This window comes from Kitasatospora sp. NPDC056783 (assembly GCF_042789895.1).
Classification (GTDB): Bacteria; Actinomycetota; Actinomycetes; order Streptomycetales; family Streptomycetaceae; genus Kitasatospora.
Genome location: NZ_JBHUAF010000098.1, coordinates 1 through 24694 on the forward strand (window position 1 = coordinate 1; position 24694 = coordinate 24694).

Here is a 24694-nt window from a genome sequence, read left to right on the forward strand (position 1 = left end):
GGCCCGCTCGCACGAGGTAAGGCTTGCCTTGCTTTTTGATCGGGGATGCCCCTAGTCTCAAGTCCTCAGACAACCTGACAACCTGAGAACTTAGGGGCTGATCATGACAGACCTCCATGACCTGACGCTGGCCGAACAGGCCGCGGCGGTCCGCGCGCGCACCGTCTCACCGACCGAACTGGTCGACCACCACCTGCGCCGGATCGGGGAGCTGAACGGCCTGCTGGGCGCCTACCGGACGGTCGACGCGCCCGGCGCCCACCGGGCCGCCCGTGCGGCCGAGGCCCGGCTGGCCGCTGCCGGGACGGGAGCTGCCGCCGGCGGGGCGGGGGAGGGCGCCGGGCTGCCGCCGCTGCTCGGCGTGCCGCTGTCGGTGAAGGACACCTGGCCGGTCGCCGGGCTGCCGTTCACCGCCGGCTCCGCCGCCTTCGACGACCGCGTCGCACCGACGGACGCCGCCGCGGTCGGCGCCCTCCGGGCGGCCGGCGGTGTGCTGCTGGGCACCACCACGGCCGCCGAGTTCGGCTGCTCCGCGTACACCGAGACCGCCCACGCCACCGCGCGCAGTCCCCACGACCCCACCCGCGGCGCCGGCGGCTCCAGCGGCGGGGCGGCCGCCTCGGTCGCGGCCGGGCTGGCGGCGGGCGCCCTGGGCAGCGACGGCGGCGGCTCGGTCCGGATACCGGCCGCCGCCTGCGGAGTGGTCGGCCTCAAACCCAGCCGCGGCCGGGTGACCCCCGCCCCCGGGACGGACGCCCTCGGGCTGGCCACCGCCGGCCCGCTGGCCCGGACGGTGCTGGACACGGCCCTGCTGCTGGACGCCATGACGGGCAGCACCCCGGGCGACGGCAGCACCCTGCCCGCCGTCCCCACCGGGCACTTCCGCTCCTGCGCCGAACGCGACAGCGGTCCCCTGCGGATCGGCATCCTGCCCCCGGCGGACGGGTGGCACCCCGAGGCCGCGCTCGCCTGCCGCCGCACCGCCGACCTGCTCGCCGACCTCGGCCACCGGGTCGAGCAGGCCCCGCCCCTCGACCCGGGCGAGTACCTGCCGGACTTCACCGTGCTGTGGAGCGTGCTGGCCGCCGCCGTGCCCGTCCCGCCGGAGCGGGAGGAGCGGCTGCTGCCGCTGACCCGCTGGCTGCGCGCCCGGGGCCGGGAACACGACGCGGTCCGGCTGTACGCGGCGATGGCCTCGCTGACCGCCACCGCCCGGACGATCTGCCGGCGCTACGAGCGGTTCGACGCGGTACTGAGCCCGACGACGGACCAGCCGCCGCTGCCGGTCGGCTCACTGGTCGATCCGGACGACCCGGAACGCACCTACGCCCGGATGCTCGCCGTCACCCCGCGCACCCCGGTGGCGAACCTCACCGGCCGGCCGTCCATCAGCCTGCCGCTGCACCGGACGCCGGACGGGCTGCCGATCGGCGTGATGCTGACCGCCCGGCTCCACCAGGAGGGCCTGCTGCTCTCCCTCGGCGCCCAACTGGAACGGGCCCGGCCCTGGGGCCACCACGCCACCCGGCAGGCGGCCGTCCTGGAGCGGGCCCGGCAGGCGGCGGTGAGGGAACAGGACCGGCAGGCGGCGGCACCGGAACAGGTCCGGCAGACGGCGGCGCGCCCCGAGCGGAGCGCCCGGTGAAGCGCGGCAGGCTGGCGTTCCTGACCGGCACCCACATCGTCAACGACCTCTACCAGGGCGCCGTCCCGGCACTGCTGCCCTTCCTGATGTCCCAGCGGCACTACAGCTACACCGCCGTCTCCGGCATCGCCCTGGCCGCGAGCGGCCTGTCCAGCGTCATCCAGCCACTGTTCGGCCTGCTCGTCGACCGCCGCCCCCGCGGCTGGCTCATCCCGGCCGGCTTCCTCACCGCCGCCGCCGGCATCACCGGCGCGGCCATGGCCGACGGCTACGTGCTCACCTGGCTCTGTGCCGCCCTGGCCGGCATCGGCATCGCCGCCTACCACCCGCCCGCCACCCACCAGGCCCGGATCGCCGGCGGACAGTCCCAGCGGGCGATGAGCCTGTTCTCCGTCGGCGGCACCCTCGGCGCCTCGCTGGCCCCGGCCCTGGTCACCTTCGTGGTCGGCTCGTACGGCCTGCGCGGCGGCTGGCTGCTGGCCGTCCCCGCGCTGGTGACGGCCGCGCTCTGGGCCGTACAGGGCCGTCGACAGCGGGGCCGCGCGCCGTCGGCCCCGTCGCCCGCCCGGGCCGCGGCGGCGAGCACCCACCGCGACGACTGGCGGGCGTTCGGACGGCTCGCCGCGACCACCGTCGCCTGGTCGGTCCCCTATGTGACCGTCACGTCGATGCTCGCCCTCCACATCCAGCGCGACCTCCACGGCTCGACCGGGCTCGGCGCCGCCGCGCTCACCCTGCTCACCCTGGCCGGGGCGGCCGGCACCCTGCTCGGCGGCTGGCTGGGCGACCGGCACGGACGGCTCACCCCGATCCGCGCCGGCTACCTGCTGGCCGTCCCCGCCCTGGCCGTCGTGGCCTTCGCCCCCTCGGCGGCCGTCGCCGTGGCCGGCGCGGTGGCCTTCGGACTGGCCATGTTCCTGCCCTTCGCCCCGCAGGTGACCCTTGCCCAGGACTACCTGCCCACCCGGCCGGGCACCGCCAGCGGGCTGACGCTCGGACTCGCCATGTCCGTGGGAGGCCTGGCCGCCCCGGCGCTCGGCCGCCTGGCCGACGCCCACGGCCTGCGGACCGCCCTCGTCCTGGTCCTCGGCGTGCTGGCGGTGGCGCTCGGCTGCGCGCTGTGCCTGCGCGACCGGGTCCTGACGGAGGGCGGAGCGGGGGACGGGCCGGAGGACGAACCGGCGCGGTCGGCCGCCGAGCCGGTGGCCGGGGGTGCGGCCTCCGGGTGACGACGGTGCCGCCGGAGAGCCGCCCCGCCCCCGTGCGTCGGCTCTCCGGTCAGCGCCTCACCGTCACGGGCTCACCATCACGGGCTCACCGTCACGGTGATGGTCTCGGGGCTGCCGCTGGTGTCCTGGTAGACCGAGTCGCCGCTGTAGACGGCGGTGACGGTGTGGGCGCCGGCGGTGCCGAAGGAGGTGACCAGCCCGGCGGCGGCGCACCTGCCGAGGGAGAGGAACAGGCGCCCCGTGCCCAGGGTGGTGTGGGTGGTGGCGTCGGTGAACGTGACGGTGCCGGTGGGCGTGGTGGTGGAGCCCGCGCCGGGGCAGACGAGGTCGCTGAGCACGACGGGCCGGCCGGTCCGGGTGCTCTGCGGCATCGCCGTCAGGAAGGTGGTGACCGGCTTGCCCACGGTGTAGGTGACGACCACCTGGCCGTTGTGGTTGGCCGTCCCGATCGTGGACAGGGAGTAGGCCGTCCCGGTACCGGTCGGGGTGGCGAAGCTGCTGCCCCCGCCGCCCCCGCCCCCACTCGCGTCGGTGCCGGTGTTGTTGACGGCGCCGCTGCCGCCGCCCCCGCCGGCGAAGTACCCGCCCCCGCCGCCCCCGCCGGCCCCGGTGGCCGTGGCGGCACAGCCGCCGTCGATGCTGCCGCCCGCGCCGCCGGTACCGACCGCCGTACCGGAGAACCCGCCGCCCGGCCCGCCCGCCGTGGCGCTGCAGAACGCGACGCTGCCGGCGGCCCCGCCGGTGCCTCCGGTACTCGTGGCGGTGCTGCCGCCGCCCCCGCCCTGCCCCGGCGCGGCCCCCGGGCCGGTGGCGGTCCCCGCGGTGCCGCCGGTGGCGTCCGGCGCTCCGCCGTCGCCCCCGGCCCCACCCGCGAGGCCGCCTCCGGTGCCTCCGGCCGCGCCGCCGCCTCCGGCGACCACCAGGAAGGAGCCCGCGCTGACGCTGGAGGCGCCGCCACCGCCCGGGCCCTCCGCCCGGAAGCCGACGGCCGAGATGCCCCCGCCCGGGGCGCCGCCGTTGAACCCGCCGGTGCCTCCCGTGCCGGTGCCGTTGCAGCCCTTGCCGCCGGTGCCGCCGACGTTGATGGTGAGCGTCGTCGGGGAGGTGGTCTTCGGGAGGGTGGTGACGACCCGTGCCCCCGTCCCGGCCGTGCCCGTGACGGAACAGGGGGTGCCGGTGCCGTCCGCGCCGCCGGCGCCGTCGGCGGTGATCGTGACCACCGCGTTCGCCGGGACGGTGAGGCTCTGCGGGGCCCCGGTGAAGGTGTACGTGAACGTCGGGTCGCCCCCTTGGGCCGGCGCCGGGGTGAACGCCGGCGCGGCTCCCGCCGACGCGGCGGCCGCAGGGGTCAGCCCGGTGCCGGACAGTGCCATGAACAGTCCCGCCACCACCCCCGCCCGCCGCCACTGCTCGCGCCGGTCGGCGCCGGTGCGGGTCCGACTCCGTCTTGCCTCCGCTTCGGGGAGGGACTGTTCCGGGGCGTGCTGTCCGGTCACTGCTGTCTCCTGACGCTCTGGCGTGGGGTGGGGCTCCGGGTGATGACGGATCACGCGTCCTGCCGACGGACCGTCACAGCGGCCGGACGCTCCCGGATCTGCCACTGCCGGCACCGGCCGGCCCGTAACGCCCGAGGCCGGTGACGCACCCCGGGGTGCCCTGACGAGATGCCCTGGCGAGGTGCCCGGCTGTCCGGGCCGCGAGCACAGCGTGACGGCTGGACGGCCGGGCCGGCCCCGATTGCTCCGATAGCGGCATGTCACACCGCCGCACCGGGCGGCTGACGAAACACGACAGGAGGTGTCGGGTTCCGGCGCGACAGTGGGGAGCACCGAACACGACGTACGGACCGGACAAGGACCCCCATGCGCGAGACCCCCGACGAGCTCCACCGCCTCCAGGCGCTCCTGGACACCTCTCTCTCCCGCTCCACCGCGCACCTGCGGTCGATCGTCAACGACGAGCGCACGCTCACCGCCGAGCAGCTCACCCGCGTCCTCACCGGCATGTGCACCCTCGCGCTCTCCACCGTCACCGCGAAGGGCGAACCGCGGATCAGCGGCGCCGACGGGCACTTCCTCCACGGCATGTGGCACTTCGGCACCGCCCGCACCGCCGCCAAGGCCCGCCACCTCGCCGCCCGTCCCGCCGCCAGCGCCGCGCACATGCGCGGGGAGGAACTGGGCGTCTTCACCCACGGCACCGTCGAGGTCCTCAACCCCCACGACGACGAGCCCGCCGCCGACTGGCCGGAGCTGCTGGCCTACTTCCAGGACTTCTACGGCCGTGACGCCTTCGACTGGGACAACGACATCGTCTACTACCGGCTGCGCCCGCACTGGATGACCGTCTTCGCCGCCGACCCGGCCGCACTCGGCCTGGGGTGACGGCGCGTCCCACACCGACGCAGGTCAGCGGTGCCCGGTCGGCCGGGGTGAGCCGGGCTCGTCCTCGGCAAGGCCGGTGGAGGCCCCGGCCCCGGTCCCGGCCTCGGGCCCGGGCCCGGGTGCTCTGGAGATCCCCGCCCGCAGGCGACGTGCTGCCCGGCGGCCCCGGGCGGGCCGTCCCAGGACGACGCCGGCCAGGACGAGCGCCAGCCCGCACAGTTGCTGGGCCGTCAGCACCTCGCCGGCCACGGCCGTGCCGAGCAGCACGCCCGTGACGGGGTTGAGCAGTCCGACCAGGCCCACGGTCCCGGCGGGCAGGTGCCGCAGCCCGGCGAACCAGGCGGCGAAGGCCAGCGCGGTGGCGACGAGGGCGACGTAGCCGAACGCGAGGAGCGCCGACGGGGAGAGCGCGGGCGGAGGGCCCTCGAAGGCGGCGGCGACCGGCAGCAGGAACAGCCCTCCGGCGGTGAGCTGCCAGGCGGTGGAGGCGAGCACGTCGGTGCCGGTGTTCCAGCGCTTGGCCAGGATGTGGCCGAAGGACGACACCAGCATGGCCGCGGCCGAGGCGAGGACCCCCGGCACGTTCACCCCTCCCGTCCCCGTGAGCAGCATGAGGCAGACCCCGCCGAGCCCGATCGCGGCGCCGATCAGGTGGGCGGTGCCGGGCCGCTCGGAGACGAGGGCCCAGGCGATGAGCATCATCGCCAGCGGGGAGACCGCCATGACGGTCGAGGCGATGCTCGCCGGCAGGAGCTGGGAGGCGGCGTAGACGAGGACGAAGAACACGCTCACGTTGAGCAGCCCGAGCACCGCGGACCGCCACCACCAGGCGCCGCGCGGCCGCCGCCGGCACAGGGCCAGCAGGACGAGCCCGGCGGGCAGCGCGCGCAGCGCCGCCCCGTAGAGGGGGCTGCCTGGCGGCAGGAACTCGCGGGTGACGTAGTAGTTGGTGCCCCAGGCCACCGGTGCGGCGGCGGTCAGCGCCACCCAGCGAAGATTGGCTTCCATGGAAGGCAATATAGCTTCCCGGGAAGCTACTATGGTGCGCATGCACGAACCGCAACCGTCGGACCGGGTGGCCCGCATCCAGGCCGACTGGCGCCGCGAACGGCCCGACCTCGACGTCTCCCCGCAGGGCGTGATCGGCCGGCTGCACCGCCTGGCCGGCCACCTCACCGAGGAACTGCGCCTCGTCTACGGGCGCTACGGCCTCAGCGAGGGGGAGTTCGACGTCCTGTGCGCCCTGCGCCGCGCCGGCGAGCCCTACGAGCGCGCGCCCGGCGAACTCGCCGCACACACCATGGTCACCACCGGCGCGATGACCAAGCGCGTCGACCGCCTGGAACGGGCCGGACTCGTCACCCGCCGCCGCTCCGACGACGACCAGCGCGGCCGCATCGTCGCCCTCACCCCGCCCGGCCGCGAACTGATCGACCGGGCGTTCACCGACCACATGCGCAACGAACGCCGCCTGCTGGGCCTGCTGACGCCCACCGAGAGCGCGACGCTCGAAGGACTGCTCACCACCTGGCTCTCCCACGTGGAGAACGCGACTCCGCCCGACAACGGCTGACCCGATCGGCGCCGGTCGGGTGGGTCACCGGCTACCGGACAGGGGCGCATGCCGAGTTCGGAACCAGTCGACCGTTCGTGCCAGCCCCTCGTGCAGGCCGATCGCCGTGATGTCCGGGAAGAGCGCGCGCAGCCGGCTGGAGTCCGCCTGTGAGTGGGGGACGTCCCCGGCGCGGGGCGCGGAGTGTTCGAGGGTCACGGGCCGGCCGGTGCAGCGTTCCACCTCCGCGGCGAGCTCCAGCAGTGAGGTCCGGGTGCCGTAGGCCAGGTTGACGGGCCGGGGGCTGGTCACGCGGCCCAGCACCGCCGATGTCAGGATCCGGCACACGGTGCCGACGTAGGTGAAGTCGCGGCTCTGGGTGCCGTCGCCGTGCACCGGCAGCGGTCGGCCGGCGAGTGCGGCGTCGACGAACGCGGGGACCACGGCCGCGTACGCGTGTCCGGGGGCTTGCAGGGGCCCGAAGACGTTGAAGAACCGGAACGGCAGGACCGGCAGTCCGAAGCTGTGGTGGTAGGCGCCCAGGTAGGCCTCGGCCGTCAGCTTGCTCACCGCGTACGGGGAGGTCGGCATGGCGGCCATGGACTCGCGTTTGGGCAGCTCGGGATTGGCGCCGTAGACGGACGAGGACGAGGCCGCCGTGACGTGCGGGCCGCCGGCCCGTCGGGCGGCCTCCAGGACCTGGAGCGTGCCCGTCGTGTTGGCATGGTGGGTGGACACCGGATCCGCGAGGGAGCGGGGGACCGACGGCAGGGCGGCCAGGTGCACGACGGCGTCTGCCCCGGCGAAGGCGGAGTCCAGGAGGTCCCGGTCGAGCACGCTCCCTTCGTGGAAGGAGACGTCGAGGCCGGCGAGGTTCTCCCTGGCCCCGGTCGACAGGTCGTCGATCACGGTCACGTGCTCGACCTCGGCGCGTTCCAGCAGCGCGCGCACGAGATTCGCCCCGATGAATCCGGCTCCGCCGGTCACGACGACGCGCATGGTCAGATGCTCCAGTAGCGCAACGTCGCCGGCACGTCGGCCCGCCGCGTCATGCCGGTGACGTCGACGAACACGGCGCCGTCCTTGAGCGCCTCGTGCAGGAGGCCGTCGAGGGCGCGCAGGCAGGTGGCGTGCCCGACGGCCAGGACCAGCATGTCCAGGTCGTGCAGTTCCCCCGCGCCGACCGCTCGGTCACCGAATCCGGCTCGCATGTCCGCGGGTGCCGCGAGCGGGTCGTGGACCATCGGGTCCACGCCGGACGCCTCCAGTTCGGCGACGAGTTCGACGACTCCGCTGTTGCGCATGTCGGGGATGTCGGCCTTGAACGTGGCCCCCAGCAGGGCGACCCGGGCGGCGGGCAGGGGGACACCGGCCAGTCGTTTGACCAGTTGCTCGGCGAGGAACCCGGGCATCGCCTCGTTGGTGCGGCGCGCGGCCATCAGCAGGGCGGGTGAGTATCCGAACGCCTCGCTGCGGCGGGCGAGGTAGTAGGGGTCGACCGGAATGCAGTGGCCACCGACCAGGCCGGGCCGGAAGCGCTGGAAGTTCCACTTCGTGGCGCACGCGTCCAGCACCGTCTGGGTGGCGACGCCCAGCGCCTCGCAGATGCGGGCCACTTCGTTGGCGAAGGCGATGTTGAGGTCCCGCTGGCTGTTCTCGACCGTCTTGGCCAGTTCCGCCGCTTCCATGCTGGGCAGTTCGAGGACGCCGGCCGGGACGATGGCACGGTAGAGCCCGACGGTGCGGGCCGTGGCGGCGGCATCGTGTCCGGCGACCAGCTTCGGGACGTGCGCCAGGGAATGGGCGCTGTCCCCGGGGCTGACGCGCTCGGGTGAGTAGGCGAGCAGGAAGTCGGTCCCGCAGGCGAGCCCGGAGCGGGCTTCCAGGAGTTCCTTGCACACCTCGCGGGTGGCCCCCGGGTGGACGGTCGATTCGACGACGACCAGGTCTCCCGGCGTCAGGACGCGGCCGACGCTCTCGCACGCCCCGGTCAGCGGCCTGAGATCGGGGGTGTTCCGGTCTCTGAGGGGGGTGGGAACGGTGATGATGTAGCAGGTGCAGTCGCCCAGTTCGGCGGGATCGTCCGAGAAGGGGATGCCCGCCGAGGTGAGTTCCTCCTCGGTGAAGCTGCCGGTGGCGTCCTTGCCGTCGGCCAGCCGGCTGATCCGTTCATGGCTGATGTCGTAGCCGACCACGGGTATTCCGGCGCGGGAGAACGCCATGGCCAGGGGGAGCCCCACGTACCCGACACCGATCACGGCGACGCTCTCCGTCGTCGCGGCCGGGCCGGGTGGTGTCTGCTCCGGCGAGGCTTCCGCTTCCGCCTGTGGGGAGGCAGGGGGCGGAAGCCCCGGAGGCGCGGGCCGTCGGCGCGTGTTCGGCGGCATGGACGTCCCGGTGATGCCCGTCGCGATCGTGCGGGAGGGTGCCGCTCGCCGGTGCGCTGAGTTCCGCATGAACTTCCTCCGATGGCTGGGGCGTTGGCGGATCCGTGGACGGTGGTCCGGCGGAGGTGGTCACCGCGTGGCGTGGGTGGTCGGGAGGTCGAGGTCCGCGAGGACGAGGTCGGCGCGGCGGCGCCAGGTGTAGTGCTCCAGGAACTGTCGTCGGGCTTCGTCGCCGAGTGCGGTGCGCAGTGCCCGGTCGGTGACGAGTTCGGTGAGGGCGTCGGCCCAGGCCTGTGGGTCGCCGGGCGGGCGCAGGAGGCAGTTGACGTGGTCGGTGAGGACTTCGCGCAGGACGGGGAGGTCCGAGGCGACGATGGCGCGGCCGTGGGCCATGTACTCGAACAGCTTCATCGGGGAGGCCCAGCGTCCGGTCTCCTCGTCCCGGTGCCAGGTGTAGACCTCGCGCTGGTAGGGGGCGAGGACCACGTCGAAGAGGGGGAACCAGCCGGCGAGGTCGGACGGCCGTTGGTGTCCGTGGAAGTGGACGTTGGGGTGGACGCAGGCGGATTCCCAGCGGGTCCGGTCTTCGGCGGTGCCGCCGACCAGGTGGAAGTCGTAGGGGGAGAGCCGGCCGGCGAGGTCGAGGATGAGGTCGATGCCGCGTCCGTCGTAGAGGTGTCCGACGTAGCCGATCCTCGGCGCGTCCGGGCGGCCCGGCAGCGCGGGTGTGTCGGCGGTCGCGGCGGGGGGCGCTGGGTCGGCACCGTCGGGGGCGACGCGGATGGGCAGGGTGCCCAGGCTCTGGTGGGCGTCCTGGAGGTCGCGGGCGAGGGCGTGGGTGACGACGACGACCCGTGCGAGAGCGGGGTGGCCGAGCAGGACGGTTTCGGTCCTGTTCGGCGCGGGTGTGCGCAGGTTGTGGAGTTCGAGCACGAAGGGGGCGAGGTCGGCGGTGGCGGCGAGGCTGTAGAAGTCGCGTCCGTAGATGAGGTCGGGGACGCCGTCAGCCGTGAGCAGGCCGCGGATGATCCGGCCGCGTTCGAGGTAGCCGACCGGCGTGTCCTCGGGGGCGGGGACGAGCCGGATCGGGAAACGGTGCCGGACGCCGTAGTGCTCGTACGGGTCCTCGTTCGCGTAGGTGCCGCTCCGCGAGTAGAGGGTGACGTCGTGCCCGGCGTCGGTGAAGGCGTCGCACATGCGCATGACGTGGACGCCGTTGGCGAAGTGCGAAAGGATGTTCCCGCCGTGCAGGTAGGCGATGCGCATGCGTCTGCCCCTGTCAGGTGAGGGTGGCGGTGGCGTTGCGAATGGCCGTGCCGATCTGCTCGGGGAACTCCTCGATCGTGGTCGCCGCGCGGAGCCGGGGCAGGTGCAGGGCCTGCGCGTGGTCGCGGCCGGAGACGGTGATCCCGGCCTTGGCCACCCACAGCAGGCCGCGGTAGTCGTGCTCGCTCAGGCACTTCAGTGACTCCAGTGCCACCTGCCGGCTGAAGTGGCCGAACGGCAGTGTCAGGTAGCGCGGCGCGATGCCCAGGTGCCGGCGGATGGCCGCGTCGCCGTCGAGGATCTCCCGGTTGAGATCCGGGGTGGGCAGGGCTTCGAGGTTGTCGTGCGACCAGGTGTGGTTGGCGACGGTGACCAGCTGGTCTCGGGCGAGGGGCCGCAACTGCTGCCAGCTGAGGTAGCCGCGTCGGGCCAGCAGTGGGGCGGCCCGGTCGGGGATCCGGTCGAGGAGCGGGGCCACGAGCTCGCGGCGCACCCAGTGCGGGTCGAGGTCGGCGGCCTTGGTGAGGTAGTAGAAGGGCTCGTCGGCCCGGCCGGGGATGACGCGCCGGACATGGGCGGCGATGGCCTGCGGGGCGACGAGCCGTTCGATGGCGTAGACGCGGTCGCGGTGCCCGTTCCCGCGGTCGGCGAGCAGCCCGGCGGGCGAGACGGTGACCGGCAGACCCGCGTCGACGAGGGCGCGGATGTGGGGCAGCGCACTGACGGAGACGTCGTCGAAGCAGACGACGAAGTTGACCGCGTCCAGGTCGGCCGCATCGCGCACCCGGTCCGGGGAGACCAGGGTGCCGTGGTCGAGCATCCAGGCGAGCTGGGCCTCGAAGACGCGGGTGGCCACGGTGTGGAGCCGGTGGAACGGATCGGCGGGGTCGACCGTGCCGACGCGGTGGTAGTTGACGCCGATGACGACGGGCACGGGCGACATGTGAGGGTCCCTTCGCGGTCAAGGGCTGGGGTGGCGGCGAATCCGACGGCGGCCGTCCGGCCGCTCAGGTCATCGCGTGTTCAGGGGTTCCGGGAGGTCGAGGTCCGCGAGGACGAGGTCGGCGCGGCGGCGCCAGGTGTAGTGCTCCAGGAACTGTCGTCGGGCTTCGTCGCCGAGTGCGGTGCGCAGTGCCCGGTCGGTGACGAGTTCGGTGAGGGCGTCGGCCCAGGACTGGGGGTCGTCGGGTGGGCGGAGCAGGCAGTTGACGTGGTCGGTGAGGACTTCGCGCAGGACGGGGAGGTCCGAGGCGACGATGGCGCGGCCGTGGGCCATGTACTCGAACAGCTTCATCGGGGAGGTCCAGCGTCCGATCTCGTCGAGCCGGTCCCAGGTGTACACCTCGCGCTGGTGGGGGGCGAGGACCACGTCGAAGAGGGGGAAGTAGCCGGGGAGCGCGGAGGGGCGCTGGTGTCCGTGGAAGTGGACGTTGGGGGGTGGGCCGGAGCTCTCCCAGCGGGTCCGGTCCTCGGGGGTGCCGCCGACGAGGTGGAAGTCGAAGTGGGGGAGCCGGTGGGCGAGGTCGAGGATGAGGTCGATGCCGCGTCCGTCGTAGAGGTGTCCGACGTAGCCGATCCTCGGTGCGTCCGGGCGGCCCGGCAGCGCGGGTACGTCGACGGTCGTGCCGGGCCGCGGCGGGTCGGCGCAGTCGGGGGCGACGCGGATGGGCAGGGTGCCCAGGCTCTGGTGGGCGTCCTGGAGGTCGCGGGCGAGGGCGTGGGTGACGACGACGACCCGTGCGAGAGCGGGGTGGCCGAGCAGGGCGGTGGTGGTTCCGGCCGGCACGTCCCTGCGCAACTGGTGGACCTCGTAGACGAAGGGGGCGAGGTCGGCGGTGGCGGCGAGACCGTAGGGGTCGCGTCCGTAGAGGACGTCGGGGGCACCGTCGGTGGCCAGCAGGTCGCGGATGGCCCGGCCGCGTTCGAGGTAGCCGACCGGCGTGTCCTCGGGGGCGGGGACGAGCCGGATCGGGAAACGGTGCCGGACGCCGTAGTACTCGTACGGGTCCTCGTCCGAGGACGAGCCGGGCAGCGAGTAGAGCGTGACGTCGTGCCCCGCGTCCGTGAACGCGTCGCACATGCGCATGACGTGGACGCCGTTGGCGAAGCACGAGGGGATGCCGCCGCCGTGCAGGTAAGCGATGCGCATACGTCCGCTCCTCGATCCGGATGTCCTTCTGCTCGATGGCCCGTGGAGGTCGAACACAGGCCCACGGCGGGGGCTTCGCCTGCCCGGCGGAGGGATCGCCGACCCCGGTTCCGGGGCGTCGGCCGTGTCGTGGCGCGTGATGCGCCGAGCCGGACCGTGGCCCGGACTCGATCGGGGACGCTGAGGCGTCTCACCCGACAGGCCTCAACTGTGCACGAAGCACCGCGGCCGTGCCACTCGACGGCCCGGTTGCGCGGCCTGGGCGATTCGTGCACGGTGGATGGCATCGGCCGGAACGCCTCCACGTTCCGAGTGGAGTCGTCCACCGTGATCGCCAGGAGGAGTCATGGAAGAAGTCCGGGACACCACCGAAGTCGAGATCGAAGCCGTGGAGCCCGTGGAGGAAGACCTCCCCGAGTTCGCGCTCATGGTCGACGTGCCCACCTGATACCTCGCGGCGGTGCCGCAGGGCACCCCCTGATGCGGGGCCGGGCTGCCGTCCGGCCCCGCATCGACGTGTTCCGCGGCAATGGTTTCCGCAGCAACGAGAAGGGGTGACACCGTGCAGGTCGAACCCGACGCCCGGAGCGCCCGCGAGGACGAGCGCGGCGTCCTCCGCCTGGTGCGCGCCGGACTGTCCCGTGTGCTTCCCCGGGCGGTCCTCCCACCGGATCACGAGATTGCCTACCCCGGCTATCACGCCGCTGCTCACCGGGCGCAGCGCGTCGCGCGCACCGGCACCCCTTCGCCGGAACAACTCGACCTCCTCTACGCTGAGTTGCGCGCGGTCGACGCACGGGCCCGGGCCAGTGCGGCCCGGCGTACCCGGGGTGGGGGCTGGCCGGTCGACCTCCCCCCGGCGGAGGGGCATCTGACGGAGAGCCTGGACCGGGCCCGGGCCTGCGTCCCGCAGCGGCCCGAGCGCTCGGCGGACCTCGCCGCGCTCACCGTCGCCCCCTGGGGCCTCCGGCACCGCCTCGTCTTCGACGAGGCCGTCGGCGTGCTCGGCCGGGTCTGGCCGCGGATGCTGGCCGAGGTCTCGACGGTGGTACGGCAGGTGGCGCTGCTGGACGGCTGGGGCATCGACGGGTTCACCGACTTCACCGTCCACGGGGTGGTCTTCGTCAACAGCGCCCGGGTCACCACCCCGGACGGCCCGCCCGATGGTGGCCACGGCGGCGACGGAGGGGCACTTCCGGCCCCGCTGCCCCTGGTCGAGGCACTGGTGCACGAGGGAACGCACAACCGGTGCGACGCCGCCGCCGTGACCGGCCCCTTCCTCGCCGACACCCCGACGCAGCTGCTGCGTACACCCCTGCGGCCCGACCCCCGCCCGCTGACGGGCCTCTTCCAGCAGGTCGTGGTGCTGGCCAGGAGCGTGCTGCTGTACGAGCGGTTGCTCGCCGCACCCGACGGCACGGTCGACGGCGCGCGGGCGGAGGTCGAAGCCCGCCGGGACCTGCTCCTGGCCCAGGGCCTCGACGGCTGCACCACCCTGGACGGGCAGCGGGGCGCGCTCGCCGACCACGGGCGCTCGGTCGCCGCCCAGGCGCGCCACGTTCTGGAATGGGCCGCACGATGACGCGCGGGCCCGGGGACGAGCGCCCCCGACGGCCGTGGCCGGTCCAGACCTTCGAGCCGTTCCCGGCCGCCGGACTGTACTTCGCGCGCACCGCCGCCCGCTCCCCGGAGTTCTCGGCGAGCGACGCGGCGCACGGAGCCCCCGTCCTGATCGGATCGGCGGCCGGGACGCGCCGCGAGTCGGTGGCGACGCGCGCGCTGGGCGAGCTGGCCGAGCGGGTGGGCAACGTCCTGGCCGGCCGGCAGGCCGAGGCGGGAAGGCGCGCCGCCGTGCTCGGCGCCTACGACGCGCTGCGCCGCGGCGGCGCCCCGGTCGTCGACCCACTGGCCTGGCCCGAACTGCGGGGTGACGACGGCGGATTGCGCGGCGCCGAGCTGTTGTGGGTGCCGGGCGAGTCCCTGACGACGGGCCGGGAGGTCCTCGTCCCCGCGTATGCCGTGTACCTCGCCCACCGCCCGTCCTCGGGCGGCGCCGCGCCACTGTGCCCCGGATCCACCGGCCTGGCCGCCCACCGGACCAGGCGCGAGGCCGAACGGCACGCAGCCTTCGAGGTGCTGGAACGCCACCTGCTGTGGCGGTCCTGGTACACCGACGGCCCGCGCGCGGTGCCACCGCCGGGCGCCGGCCCCGTCCTGCCACCGCCGGTCCGGGACGCGCTGGCGGCACTCGGGGTGCTGGCCACGTTCGTCGTCCTGCCGGGGCCCGCCGGCACCGGGTGCGTCGTGGCCTGCCTGCACGCACCGGACGGGTCCGCGCAGAGCTTCGGGGCCCGCGCGACCCACCTCCCGGGCCCGGACGGCGAGACCGTGCCCGGCGCCGCGGCGGAGTCGGCCTGCTGCGAGGCGCTCATGGTGCGCTGGAGCCTCGGCACCGCGGCCGCCCGAACCGCCTGGCAGCGCCTGCGGGCGTCCGGCGGCGACCTGCCCTACGGGCCGCTGGAGCACGCCCTGCACGCCTACCACCGGCAGGACAGCCTGGCCCACCTGCTCACCGGAAGCACCGCGCTGCCCTCGGGACCCCCGCGCGCCCCGCGCCGGCCGGAGCGCTCCGGTGGCGAACGCCCTCACCCGGCGGGCGTGCTCGCGGACCTCACCGGGAACGACGTGGTCCTGGTGGACACCACCGCGGACACCGGCGGGCCGGGCCTGGGCGAGGCCATGACCGTGGTGCGCGTGGTCGCCCCCGGTGCGCGCCGCCTGCCCGCCGACGAGCGGGCGCAGCGGCCGCCCGCCGGCGCTCGCACCCGTCTCCCGCATCCGCTGGGCTGACCGCGCCACCGTGGAGGAGATCCCGACCATGCCCCCGAACAACGACCTCCCGCCCCGCACTGCCGTGGCCGGGCCAGGCCGAGCACTCGGCCCGTCCGGCACACCCGATGACGACTACGCCCGACTCCACGCGGCCGACTACGACCGCTGGTTCGCCAAGACCGACGTCACCCCGGCGACCGTGGACCTGCTGGCCCGGCTCGCCGGCCCCGGGCCGGTACTCGAACTCGGCATCGGCACCGGCCGGCTGGCCCTTCCGCTGGCCCGGCGCGGCCACGATGTCCACGGCATCGAAGCCTCCGAGGAGATGCTGCGCGAGCTGCGAGCCAAACCCGGCGGAACCCGCATCCCGGTCACCGTGGGCGACTTCGCCGAGGTCCCGGCCCCCGGGCCGTTCTCCCTCGTCTACGCCGCCGGCGGGACCTTCTTCGAACTCCCCGACCGTGACGCCCAACGGCACTGCCTCCGCCAGGTCGCGGCGAAGCTGACGCCCGGCGGACGCTTCGTCCTCGACGCGCTCGTGCCGGAGACGCTCGCCGTCGCGGCCGCCTCCGGCACGACCGAGACCGTCTCCGAACGGGACGGGCGCCTCGTCCGGTGCCGTCGCCGGATCGACCACTCCACCCGGTCCTACCAGTCCCACTACGTCATCCACGAGGACGGGCGAACCCATCACGTCCGCGTCCGCTTCCACTACCTGTCACCCGGCGAACTCGACCTCCTGGCCGAGTCCGCCGGCCTCCGACTGGCGGAGCGCCACGGCACCTGGGACGCGGGCGCGTTCACCGGCGACAGCACCTACCACGTCTCGGTCTACGAGCGGCCGACCGCACGGAGCACCTCATGACGGACCATGAGGACCATGACGCCCCCTGCGCATCCGACATCGGCTTCCCCTTCCCCCACCGCGACGGCCTCGGACCCCTCCCCGAGTTCACCGCGCTGCGCCGCGACCGCCCCTGTGCCCGGATCCGGCTGCCCAGCGGGGATTCCGCCTGGCTGGTGACCCGCTACACCGACGTCCGCACCGTACTCGCCGACCCGCGCTTCAGCCGCGCCCGCGCCACCCGGGGAACGGGACCGCGGATGTCGAGTGCCACCACCCTGCCCGACTCCATCCTCGCCACCGACCCACCCGACCACACCCGGCTGCGCCGCCTGGTCGCCCCGGCCTTCACCGCCCGCCGCGTCGAGGTGCTGCGCCGGTCGGTGGCGCGCCTGGTCGCCGACCTGCTCGACGCCCTCGCCGGCCAGGACCGGCCGGCCGACCTCGTCCTCCTGTTCACCCGGCCCCTGCCCCTGGCCGTCATCTGCGACCTGCTCGGCACCCCGCGCCAGGACGGCCACCGGCTCGACACCTGGTGCGACGCGCTGCGCAACCTCACCGCCGTCCCCGACGACACCGTCACCACCGCTGTCGACGAGATGACCGACTACCTCGCCGCGCTTGTCACCGCGAAACGCGGCCACCCAGGCGACGACGTGCTCAGCACACTGATCACCGCGCACGACGACACCGACCGGCTCACCCGGGACGAACTGATCTCCTTCGCCCTGGTCCTGTTCACCGGCGGCTACGGCACCACCGCCGACCGCCTCGCCGGCATCCTCCACCTGCTGCTCGACGAACCCGGCAGGTACCGCGCGCTGTGCCGCGAGCCGGGACGGATCCCGGCCGCCGTCGAGGAACTGCTGCGCTACGCCCAGACCAACGTCCAGGCGAACCTGCGGGTGGCCGCCGAGGACGTCGAACTCGGCGGCGTCACCATCCGGGGCGGCGAAGCCGTCATGGCCGTCAACTCCTCGGCCAACCACGACGATCACGTCTTCGACCAGCCCGACCGCATCGACCTCGACCGCGCCCACAACCCGCATCTGGCCTTCGGCCACGGAGTGCACCACTGCATCGGCGCCCCGCTCGCCCGCGTCCAGCTGCAGGAGGCCCTCACCGGGATCACCCGGCACTTCCCGACCCTGCGGGCAGCCGGGCCGGTGACCTGGAAGACGGGGCTGACGACCCGGGCGCCCCGCACCCTGCCGGTGAGCTGGTGAGACGCCGATGACCCGGACGAACGAGCCCCCCGGCCGGTCGCCGCACGCCCACGTCGACCCGGACGCGTGCATCGGCTCCGGCATCTGCCTGGCCACCGCCCCACGGCACTTCGAACGTGCCCCCGCACCGGACACCCGCTCCCGCGCCCGCCCCGACGCACCGCCCCCGGACGACGAGGCGCGGAGCGCCGCCGAGCTCTGCCCGGTGGAGGCGATCCGGTTCACGGCCGCGCGACCACCAGTCACCTGACCTGCCGCGGTCAGGGCATGGTGTCCTCGCCCCTGGAATGGAGGGGCGGAGTGGCTTGAAGAGATCCCAGGCGGCACAGATTAAAGTCGGGGTGCGAACTTACTGGTGCTCGAATACTGTCACAACGGATGAATTCTCCGCCGGCACGATCAAGCCGGGCTCTGGGCAATTCATCAGGACCTCTCCATCCGCCGTCTCTCATCTCGCTGTCCGGTATCTCACTCGCAGGCAAGGAGCAGTCATGACCGAGATCAGTACGTCCCAGTTGCACCAAGAGGAACTGGAGGTCGAGCTGTGGGAGGCGCCTTCTCCCCGGCCGGACGCTGAATCGATGTCCGAACTCCAGCAGGTCTACTCCGACAGCAGCGACCAGGCGGTGGGCAACAAGGCGGTCGGAGACGGCAGTGCGCTGCCCGACCTCGGGCCTCTGTCGGACTTCAAGACGTGGGAGTCCGTCGCCTGCACCATCCTGCACAAGCTCGAGACAGCCAGCGGCTTCAACCCGGGGAGCACGGTCTTCGACCCGGTCGCCTGGAGCGAATACCTTCGGAAGTTCTCCACGATCCCGTTCTTCCTGACGTACACCTCCGACATCCGCCATGCGTCCATCTCCTCGCTGTCCCTGGAGAAGGGCATCGACGCGGTGTCAGACCTGGTCGAGAACATCATGACGCCGACGGGCTTCCAGGACGTCGTGACGACCATCAAGAAGATCGCCCGGCTGGCGTTCGAGAGCGAGGGCAAGACGGAGAAGACGAGCAACCTGCAGCTCGGGATCCTGTCGCGCCATGAGAGGGGTCTCTATCTCGCAGTCGTCCGGACCGCAGTGGAGATGAAGTACAAGGACGGCAAGGGGTACGAGCCGGTGCAGCAGGCCATTGACATCTACCGTGGCTACGGCGTGCTCGACCTCGACAAGTGCAAGCGCCAGGCCGGCACGCTGCTCAAGTGGCCTCTTTGGGACGTGAACCAGTGGGAGAACGAGACAGCCAGCGCCCCGGTGCCGCCCAGCGAGAGTCCCGCCTGGAGCCAGTGAACTCGCCGAGCGCGCGGCCATCGCGCGGCCCACGATCTTCGCGCTGGAGTCCGGCGAGTTCGCACCACGGGAAGGCTGCCGAGATGCCGGAATCCGAGCGCGCCGTCACCGACCGCGAGGACCGGCGCGCATGCCCCGTCTCGCGCAGTCCCGCAGCGGGTCGGCGCGGGCCGGGCCGCTGCACCCGGGCGCCGACTGGTCCGAACCGGTGAAAACCGTCGACACGCTAAAGGCTCCGCGCGAAGCTTCCGATAGTTGTTAGGGCACGACCTTTCCGATGCTTCGAGCGCCTCCCATCGCATGAGAGATGTTCCCGGTCGTCATGATCGGACCAGGCTGCGCGGGATTGCGGCCGGATGAATCCGCCTACCGCGGCTATGGCGTGCTCGACCCCGGCCAGTGCACATCTCACTGTTCGGTACCTCACTCGCAGAAAAGGAGCAGTCATGGCCGAGATCAGTAAGTCCCAGTTGCACCAGGAGGCCCTGGAGATCGCGCTGTGGGACACGCCTTCCCCGAAGCCGGACGCTGAATCGATGTCCAAGCTCCAGCAGGTCTACTCCGACAGCAACGACCAGGCGGTGGGCAACAAAGCGGTCGGAGACGGCAGTGCGCTGCCCGACCTCGGGCCTCTGGCGAGCTTCGTCACGTGGGAGTCCGTCGCCGCCACCATCGTGCACAAGGCCGTGACCATCAGTGGCTTCAACCCGGGGGCCACGGTCTTCGACCCGGTCGCCTGGAGCGAATACCTCCGGAAGTTCTCCACGATCCCGTTCTTCCTGACGTACACCTCCGACATCCGCCATGCGTCCATCTCCTCGCTCTCCCTGGAGAAGGGTGTCAACGCGGTGTCGGACCTGCTCGAGAACATCATGACGCCGACGGACTTCAAAGGCGTCGTGACGAGCATCAAGAAGATCGGCCAGCTGGCGCTCGAGAGCGAGGGGCAGACGCAGAAGAACAGCAACCAGCAGACCGGGGTCCTGTCGCGCAACGAGAGGAGTCTCTACGCCGGAGCTGTCCGGACCGCGGTGGAGATGAAGTACAAGTCGGGCAAGGGGTACGAGCAGTTGCAGCAGACCATCGACGTCTACCGCGGCTACGGCGTGCTCGACTTCGACAAGTGCAAGCGCCAAGCCGAGACACTGCTCAAGTGGGACGGCAAGAGCGTGGAGGACTGGGAGAACGACACGGCCAGCCACCCGAAGCCCCCCAACCAGAGTCCCGCCTGGGACCAGTGAGTCGGTTCGAACCCCTCCGCAATCCTCCGGCCTCCCGCGACAGGTCCCATGTTCACTGAAGAAGCGCTGCCTCCCGAGGGGGCGACGGCCTCGACCTTCACCCAGGTCCTCGCCGAGAACCTCGGCCACCCGGACAGTGGATTCACCTTCATCCGGGAGGACGGCCGCGAGCACTTCGTGAGCTGGGCGGAGCTGTCGCGGGAGGCCTTGCGCCGGGGGCGCCGGCTGCTCCAGAGCGGCTGGCGCAAGGGAGAGCGCATCGCGCTCATCGTCCCTGAGCAGCAGGAGTTCGTCCTCACCTTCCTGGGCGCGGTCTCGGTGGGTGTCATCCCGGTCCCCATGTACCCGCCCATGGGCTTCGGTAGGTTCGAGGCGTACTGCGAGGACGCCGCCGGCATCCTCCGCGCGGCGGGAGCCCGCGCGCTCCTGATGCCCCGAAGCCTGGCGGACCCGCTGGACCCGCTCGTCCTCGCGGTCGATGGCCTGCAGCCCCTCGTCGCGGAGGAACTCTTCGCCGAGCCCGTGGTGGGGAGTGTGCCGCGGCCCGAGGCGATGCTCCCGGAGGACGTGATGTTCCTGCAGTTCACCTCGGGGAGCACGGCGGCTCCCAAGGGAGTACGGGTCACGCACGCCGGCGTGCTCGCCAACTGCGCGGCCATCATCGGGGCCCTTCGCCTGGAGCGGGCGCGGGACCGGGGCGTGAGCTGGTTGCCCATGTACCACGACATGGGGCTGGTCGGCTTCGTGCTCGCGCCGCTGATCGCGCGCTGCCCGGTGACGTTCCTCCCGACGCTGCGTTTCGCGTTCTCACCGAGGCTCTGGCTCGACACGGTGAGTCGCCATCGTGCCACCGTGACCTTCGCACCCAACTTCGGCCTGGCGTTGGCCGTCAAGCACACCTCGGGGGAGGAGCTTCAGCGGCTGGACCTGTCGTGCTTGAGGGCCGTGGGCTGCGGTGCCGAGCCCAACCACCCGGAGACGCTGCGCTCCTTCGCGGCGCACTTCGCTGAGGCGGGGCTGCGGCCCGGGGCAGTGGTCCCGTGTTACGGCATGGCGGAGGCGACGCTCGCGATCTCCTTCAGCGAGATCGGAGTTCCGTTCACCCCGGATGTCATCCAGAAGGAGCCCTATCACGCGAGCGGTCTCGCGCGGCCCGCCTCGGAGGTTGAGGCCCCCGGAGCGCAGGTGGCGTTCGTGCCCTGCGGACGCCCAGTCGCGGGTCACCGAGTCCTCATCGTGGACGATGAGGGGAACCCGCTTCCGGAGCGGCACATCGGCGAGGTGGTCTTCCAGGGGCCGAGCGTGGCCGCCGGCTACCACGGTGACGCGGAGGCGACCCGGTGGAGCTTCACGGCTCACGGCCTGCGCACGGGGGACTGCGGGTACCTGGCGGAAGGCGTCCTCTACGTGACGAGCCGCAAGAAGGACCTGTTGATCATCAACGGGCGCAATCACGATCCCCAGGCGGTGGAGTGGGCCGCGGCCGAGGTGCCCGGCCTGCGCGAGGGCAACGTCGTGGCCTTCACCCGGCCGGGCCGGGCCACGGAAGAGGTGGTGATCGTCGCCGAGCTCCGCAGGGGGGACGCCGCCGCGGTGGCGCGGCAGGTCCGCGGCCACCTCCAGACGAAGCTGTCCCTGCCCGTGGCGGACATCCTCCTGGTGCGGCCGGGGAAACTGCCGAAGACCTCCAGCGGCAAGGTGCAACGGAGCAAGACACGACAGCACTATCTGGAGGGACGGTGGAGCGCCGTCCCGGGCGAGCCGAACACCATCCACACACCCCTGATGAGGAACAGCAATGAACACCCGTCTGAACTCCCAAGAGCGAGAGCAGCTGTACTCCCTGATCCGTGAGAAGTTGGACCTCGGCGAGGCGGAGTGTCCCGAGGGGATCATGACCACCACAAGGGTGAGAGAGCTGCCAGGGGTTGACTCCATGAAGCTCTTCCATCTGCTGGGCGCGGTCGAGTTGGGCTTCCACGTCAACCTGGGCTTCGAGGCCATCCCCCAGGCGCAGACGGTGCGGGACATCGAGCGGTTGATCTGCGAGTCGCGCGCGCAGACCGCCGCACACGTCCTGAGTGCCGGAGAACGAGTGTGAGCACGTTGATTCAAGAGCAGTTGCGGCGGGAAGCGCTGGAGATCGCCATCTGGGCGGAGGGCCGGCCGGCGCCCCTGTGGGAAACGCTGGAGAAGCTCGGGTTGCTGGGCGACGACAGCCACCAGGAGACAGGGGTCGGCAATACCTACGGCTGGGACAGCAGCGGGCTGCCCGGCCTGGGACCGTTGGCGCCCTTCGGCTCGTGGCAGTCCGTGGCCGCCACCATCCTGCGCAAGGCCGAGGACTCGGCCGGCTTCGATCAGTCATCCACGGAATTCGATGTCATCAGGTGGATCAATTTCCGGGACCAGTTCGAAACCATGCCGTTCCTGGCCGACATCACCGAGGACAGCCACGGTGCTTCCATTTCGTCCCTCTCCCTGCGGCCGGTCATCTCGGCGGTGACCAACCTGGTCGGAGGACTGGTGACGTCGGACACGCTCACCGGCATCATCAACTCCATCAAGAAGATCGCCGAGCTGGCGGTCCAGAACAAGGGTCGGCAGCAGAAGAACAGCAATGTGCAGCAGGGGGTCCTGACCGTGGTGAACGGGGATCTGCGCCTCGGGCTGCTCCGGACCACGGTGCAGATGGAGTACAAGACGGGCAAGGGGTACCAGCAGCTGAATCAGCAGGTCACCGTCAGCCGCCTCTTCGGGAGCCTGGACTACGACAAGTGCGTCCGCAACGCCGAGACACTGCTGGAATGGGACGGACGGGACGTACATGACTGGGTGAACGGCGCCTCCAGCTCCCCCTACCCTCTCAACACCAGTCCCGCCTGGGACAACTGAGTCGCTCTGGCGTCAGACCTGGCGGCGGGGCCGACCCGAGCCACGCCGAGTCACCTCGTACCGGACAAGCACGAAGGCACCTGGGCCGAGTTCCTGAACCTGTCGAAGCTGACCTTCGCCACCAACCTCCGGTATGTGCACCTGCCCCATGTCCCGGGTGACGGACACGGAGCCGGCCGGCGGCAGGCCGGCCGAGGGGACGCGGTCGTCCACGACGGCGCCACGCATGCCGGTGGGGCCGTGGGAGACGACGATCCGGTGCAGGCCGACGGCCGGTTCGACCTCGGCCGACTGCGTGCGGCCATCGACCGCCGCCCCCGCTGGCAGACCGCTGCCGAGCGCGCTCCCGCCCCACGCACACCCCTACGCGGCGGGCTCGGTGGTCAGGGGCGCCAGACGGCGGCCAGGTGGTGCGGGTAGAGGTTGCCCACCGGCCGGGGGAGCCAGAGGCCGACGACGAGACCGCTGTCGTTGACGAACCGGGCGCTGGACTGGCCGGCGGGTTCGAGGTTCGTCACGCTGCCGTCGGGTGCCCAGACCAGGCCCGACTGGTACTCGCGGGCGGGGATGCCGCTCCACAGGTAGCCGACGACGGTGCCGGACTCGTTGACGGCCTCGGCGGTGGTCTGGCCCTCGGGCTGCTGTTCCAGGTCGACCTGGGCGCGCACGCCGTCCGGGCTCCACCGCGCGGCGTAGGTGCGCAGGCGCGTGGGGTCGGGCTGGTAGGCGCCCACCGTGCTGCCGGAGCTGGTGATCCGACTGGCGTAGGTCTGGGGCCCGAGGTCGTGCAGGATGCCGTCGGCGGAGCGGATCACGCCGTGCCAGGCGCTGCCGCCACCCGCGAGCGGCAGGTCGACCCCGCCGACGACGGCCCCGGCCTCGTTGATCCGGTACGCCCCGCTCTCGACCGCGGCGGGGTCGGTGACGAACGGCGTGGGGGTGCCGTCCGGGCCCCAGACGGTGGCGCGCTTGGGACCGATCCCGGTGTAGGAGAAACCGACCGCGAGGCCGGCGCCGTTGACGTCGTAGACCAGCCCCTCGGTATCGCCGGGCAGTGGGGCGAGGGCGACGGCGGTGCCGTCCGGACGCCAGGCGACGGGGTGATCCTGGGCACCGTGGGAGGAGGTGCCGACCACGGTGCCGCTCACGCTGACCGCGATGGGCCTGCTGAAGGTGTCCCCGGGCAGCGGGGGCAGGGCGGTGGGAGTCCCGCCGGCGGACCAGCGCACGGCGGTCGCGTCCGACTGCTCGCGAGGGGCGGGCCAGGAGATGCCGATGACGGTCCCGGCGCCGTTCACCCCGAGGGCTTGGGCGTAGTCCTCACCGGGCAGCGGGGGCAGCACGGTGGGTGACAGGTCCTGGTTCCAGCGGATCGCGCTCGCCGCGCGGCCCTGTCCGTCGGCCCAGGCGTAGCCGACGACGACGCCGGCGTCGTTGAGCCCGGTGGGCTCGCTGTACGGCTTGCCCGGCACACCGGTCGACAGCACGGTCATCGACGCCGTGGCCACGGCGGGCGTGGCGGGGGAGGAGGGTGCGGCGGTGGCGGGAGTGGCCAGCAGTGCCCCGACGGTGAGTGCGGCCGCAAGGCCGGCGGCTGTCCGGCGGCGAAGGGCGGGGGCGGTACGGACGGTCATGGCGTGGGCATCCTCGTCTGCTCGGCGGTACGGCGGCCGCGCCGCGGCGCCGACCGCGCCCCGAAGGGGGCGGACGCGCGCCGGGTGGGCCCGGTGACGTGGTGCGGAGGTACGGGACGGGTGC

22 protein-coding genes are annotated in these 24694 nt (G+C 72.9%); 14 read left to right on the forward strand and 8 right to left on the reverse strand.

All coding sequences use genetic code 11. The features are described from left to right. Nucleotides 1–103 precede the first annotated feature (103 nt). Together ACFRMQ_RS16765 and ACFRMQ_RS16770 are read left to right on the forward strand one after the other, a co-directional pair. Complete coding sequence (locus ACFRMQ_RS16765) at nucleotides 104–1645, forward strand: amidase (RefSeq protein ID WP_380731204.1); 1542 nt, start codon at nucleotides 104–106, stop codon at nucleotides 1643–1645. Then, nucleotides 1642–2874 (forward strand): MFS transporter, encoded by a 1233-nt coding sequence (locus ACFRMQ_RS16770; protein WP_380731205.1) that lies wholly within the window; start codon nucleotides 1642–1644, stop codon nucleotides 2872–2874. Before ACFRMQ_RS16765 ends, ACFRMQ_RS16770 begins: the two co-directional genes overlap by 4 nt. 77 nt (nucleotides 2875–2951) lie before the next feature. Here the strand turns inward: ACFRMQ_RS16770 and ACFRMQ_RS16775 are convergent, their stop codons facing one another. Beyond that, nucleotides 2952–4370: an Ig-like domain repeat protein gene (locus ACFRMQ_RS16775; protein ID WP_380731206.1), complete on the reverse strand. Its 1419-nt coding sequence runs from the start codon at nucleotides 4368–4370 to the stop codon at nucleotides 2952–2954. Between the two features lie 366 nt (nucleotides 4371–4736). Here ACFRMQ_RS16775 and ACFRMQ_RS16780 point away from each other — a divergent pair, with 366 nt between their 5' ends. Next, nucleotides 4737–5258 (forward strand): pyridoxamine 5'-phosphate oxidase family protein, encoded by a 522-nt coding sequence (locus tag ACFRMQ_RS16780; RefSeq protein WP_380731207.1) that lies wholly within the window; start codon nucleotides 4737–4739, stop codon nucleotides 5256–5258. 24 nt (nucleotides 5259–5282) lie between these two features. On the opposite strand, the gene ACFRMQ_RS16785 is transcribed toward ACFRMQ_RS16780, so the two are convergent. Then, nucleotides 5283–6266: an EamA family transporter gene (locus ACFRMQ_RS16785; RefSeq protein ID WP_380731208.1), complete on the reverse strand. Its 984-nt coding sequence runs from the start codon at nucleotides 6264–6266 to the stop codon at nucleotides 5283–5285. A gap of 40 nt (nucleotides 6267–6306) precedes the next feature. Between ACFRMQ_RS16785 and ACFRMQ_RS16790 the strand changes: the two genes are divergently transcribed. Continuing rightward, nucleotides 6307–6831 carry a MarR family winged helix-turn-helix transcriptional regulator gene (locus ACFRMQ_RS16790; protein WP_380731209.1) on the forward strand — a complete coding sequence of 175 codons (525 nt, stop codon included), beginning with the start codon at nucleotides 6307–6309 and terminating at the stop codon, nucleotides 6829–6831. A 24-nt stretch (nucleotides 6832–6855) separates the two neighbouring features. Here the strand turns inward: ACFRMQ_RS16790 and ACFRMQ_RS16795 are convergent, their stop codons facing one another. From ACFRMQ_RS16795 to ACFRMQ_RS16815, 5 genes are all read right to left on the reverse strand, one after another. Next, entirely contained in the window at nucleotides 6856–7809 is a 954-nt protein-coding gene (locus ACFRMQ_RS16795) for an NAD-dependent epimerase/dehydratase family protein (RefSeq protein ID WP_380731210.1), read from the reverse strand. A 2-nt stretch (nucleotides 7810–7811) separates the two neighbouring features. Then, nucleotides 7812–9068: a nucleotide sugar dehydrogenase gene (locus tag ACFRMQ_RS16800; protein WP_380731211.1), complete on the reverse strand. Its 1257-nt coding sequence runs from the start codon at nucleotides 9066–9068 to the stop codon at nucleotides 7812–7814. Nucleotides 9069–9326: 258 nt separating this feature from the next. Continuing rightward, the gene (locus ACFRMQ_RS16805; protein ID WP_380731212.1) at nucleotides 9327–10463 is read right to left on the reverse strand and encodes a glycosyltransferase family 4 protein; all 1137 of its coding nucleotides are present in this window, start codon (nucleotides 10461–10463) and stop codon (nucleotides 9327–9329) included. A 13-nt stretch (nucleotides 10464–10476) separates the two neighbouring features. Then, complete coding sequence (locus ACFRMQ_RS16810) at nucleotides 10477–11406, reverse strand: polysaccharide deacetylase family protein (protein ID WP_380731213.1); 930 nt, start codon at nucleotides 11404–11406, stop codon at nucleotides 10477–10479. A gap of 69 nt (nucleotides 11407–11475) precedes the next feature. Then, nucleotides 11476–12612, reverse strand: coding sequence for a glycosyltransferase family 4 protein (locus ACFRMQ_RS16815; protein WP_380731214.1), 1137 nt, complete (start codon nucleotides 12610–12612; stop codon nucleotides 11476–11478). A gap of 562 nt (nucleotides 12613–13174) precedes the next feature. Here ACFRMQ_RS16815 and ACFRMQ_RS16820 point away from each other — a divergent pair. From ACFRMQ_RS16820 to ACFRMQ_RS16865, 10 genes are all read left to right on the forward strand, one after another. Continuing rightward, nucleotides 13175–14194 carry an aKG-HExxH-type peptide beta-hydroxylase gene (locus ACFRMQ_RS16820; protein WP_380731215.1) on the forward strand — a complete coding sequence of 340 codons (1020 nt, stop codon included), beginning with the start codon at nucleotides 13175–13177 and terminating at the stop codon, nucleotides 14192–14194. Next, nucleotides 14191–15462 (forward strand): YcaO-like family protein, encoded by a 1272-nt coding sequence (locus tag ACFRMQ_RS16825; protein ID WP_380731216.1) that lies wholly within the window; start codon nucleotides 14191–14193, stop codon nucleotides 15460–15462. Before ACFRMQ_RS16820 ends, ACFRMQ_RS16825 begins: the two co-directional genes overlap by 4 nt. A 28-nt stretch (nucleotides 15463–15490) precedes the next feature. Next, nucleotides 15491–16309 (forward strand): class I SAM-dependent methyltransferase, encoded by an 819-nt coding sequence (locus tag ACFRMQ_RS16830; RefSeq protein ID WP_380731217.1) that lies wholly within the window; start codon nucleotides 15491–15493, stop codon nucleotides 16307–16309. Next, nucleotides 16306–17514 (forward strand): cytochrome P450, encoded by a 1209-nt coding sequence (locus tag ACFRMQ_RS16835; RefSeq protein ID WP_380731218.1) that lies wholly within the window; start codon nucleotides 16306–16308, stop codon nucleotides 17512–17514. Before ACFRMQ_RS16830 ends, ACFRMQ_RS16835 begins: the two co-directional genes overlap by 4 nt. Before the next feature lie 7 nt (nucleotides 17515–17521). Next, nucleotides 17522–17764: a ferredoxin gene (locus ACFRMQ_RS16840; RefSeq protein WP_380731219.1), complete on the forward strand. Its 243-nt coding sequence runs from the start codon at nucleotides 17522–17524 to the stop codon at nucleotides 17762–17764. Nucleotides 17765–18005: 241 nt separating this feature from the next. Continuing rightward, nucleotides 18006–18800 (forward strand): hypothetical protein, encoded by a 795-nt coding sequence (locus ACFRMQ_RS16845; RefSeq protein ID WP_380731220.1) that lies wholly within the window; start codon nucleotides 18006–18008, stop codon nucleotides 18798–18800. Nucleotides 18801–19246: 446 nt separating this feature from the next. Then, the gene (locus tag ACFRMQ_RS16850; RefSeq protein WP_380731221.1) at nucleotides 19247–20041 is read left to right on the forward strand and encodes a hypothetical protein; all 795 of its coding nucleotides are present in this window, start codon (nucleotides 19247–19249) and stop codon (nucleotides 20039–20041) included. 48 nt (nucleotides 20042–20089) lie between these two features. Then, nucleotides 20090–21895: a fatty acyl-AMP ligase gene (locus ACFRMQ_RS16855; protein WP_380731222.1), complete on the forward strand. Its 1806-nt coding sequence runs from the start codon at nucleotides 20090–20092 to the stop codon at nucleotides 21893–21895. Between the two features lie 82 nt (nucleotides 21896–21977). Beyond that, nucleotides 21978–22142, forward strand: coding sequence for a hypothetical protein (locus ACFRMQ_RS16860; protein WP_380731223.1), 165 nt, complete (start codon nucleotides 21978–21980; stop codon nucleotides 22140–22142). After that, on the forward strand, nucleotides 22139–22936 hold the full coding sequence (locus ACFRMQ_RS16865) for a hypothetical protein (protein ID WP_380731224.1): 798 nt from the start codon (nucleotides 22139–22141) through the stop codon (nucleotides 22934–22936). The genes ACFRMQ_RS16860 and ACFRMQ_RS16865 overlap by 4 nt, the downstream gene beginning before the upstream one ends. 383 nt (nucleotides 22937–23319) lie before the next feature. Here the strand turns inward: ACFRMQ_RS16865 and ACFRMQ_RS16870 are convergent, their stop codons facing one another. Beyond that, nucleotides 23320–24570, reverse strand: a complete 1251-nt coding sequence (locus tag ACFRMQ_RS16870) for a hypothetical protein (protein WP_380731225.1) — start codon at nucleotides 24568–24570, stop codon at nucleotides 23320–23322. Nucleotides 24571–24694: the final 124 nt, after the last annotated feature.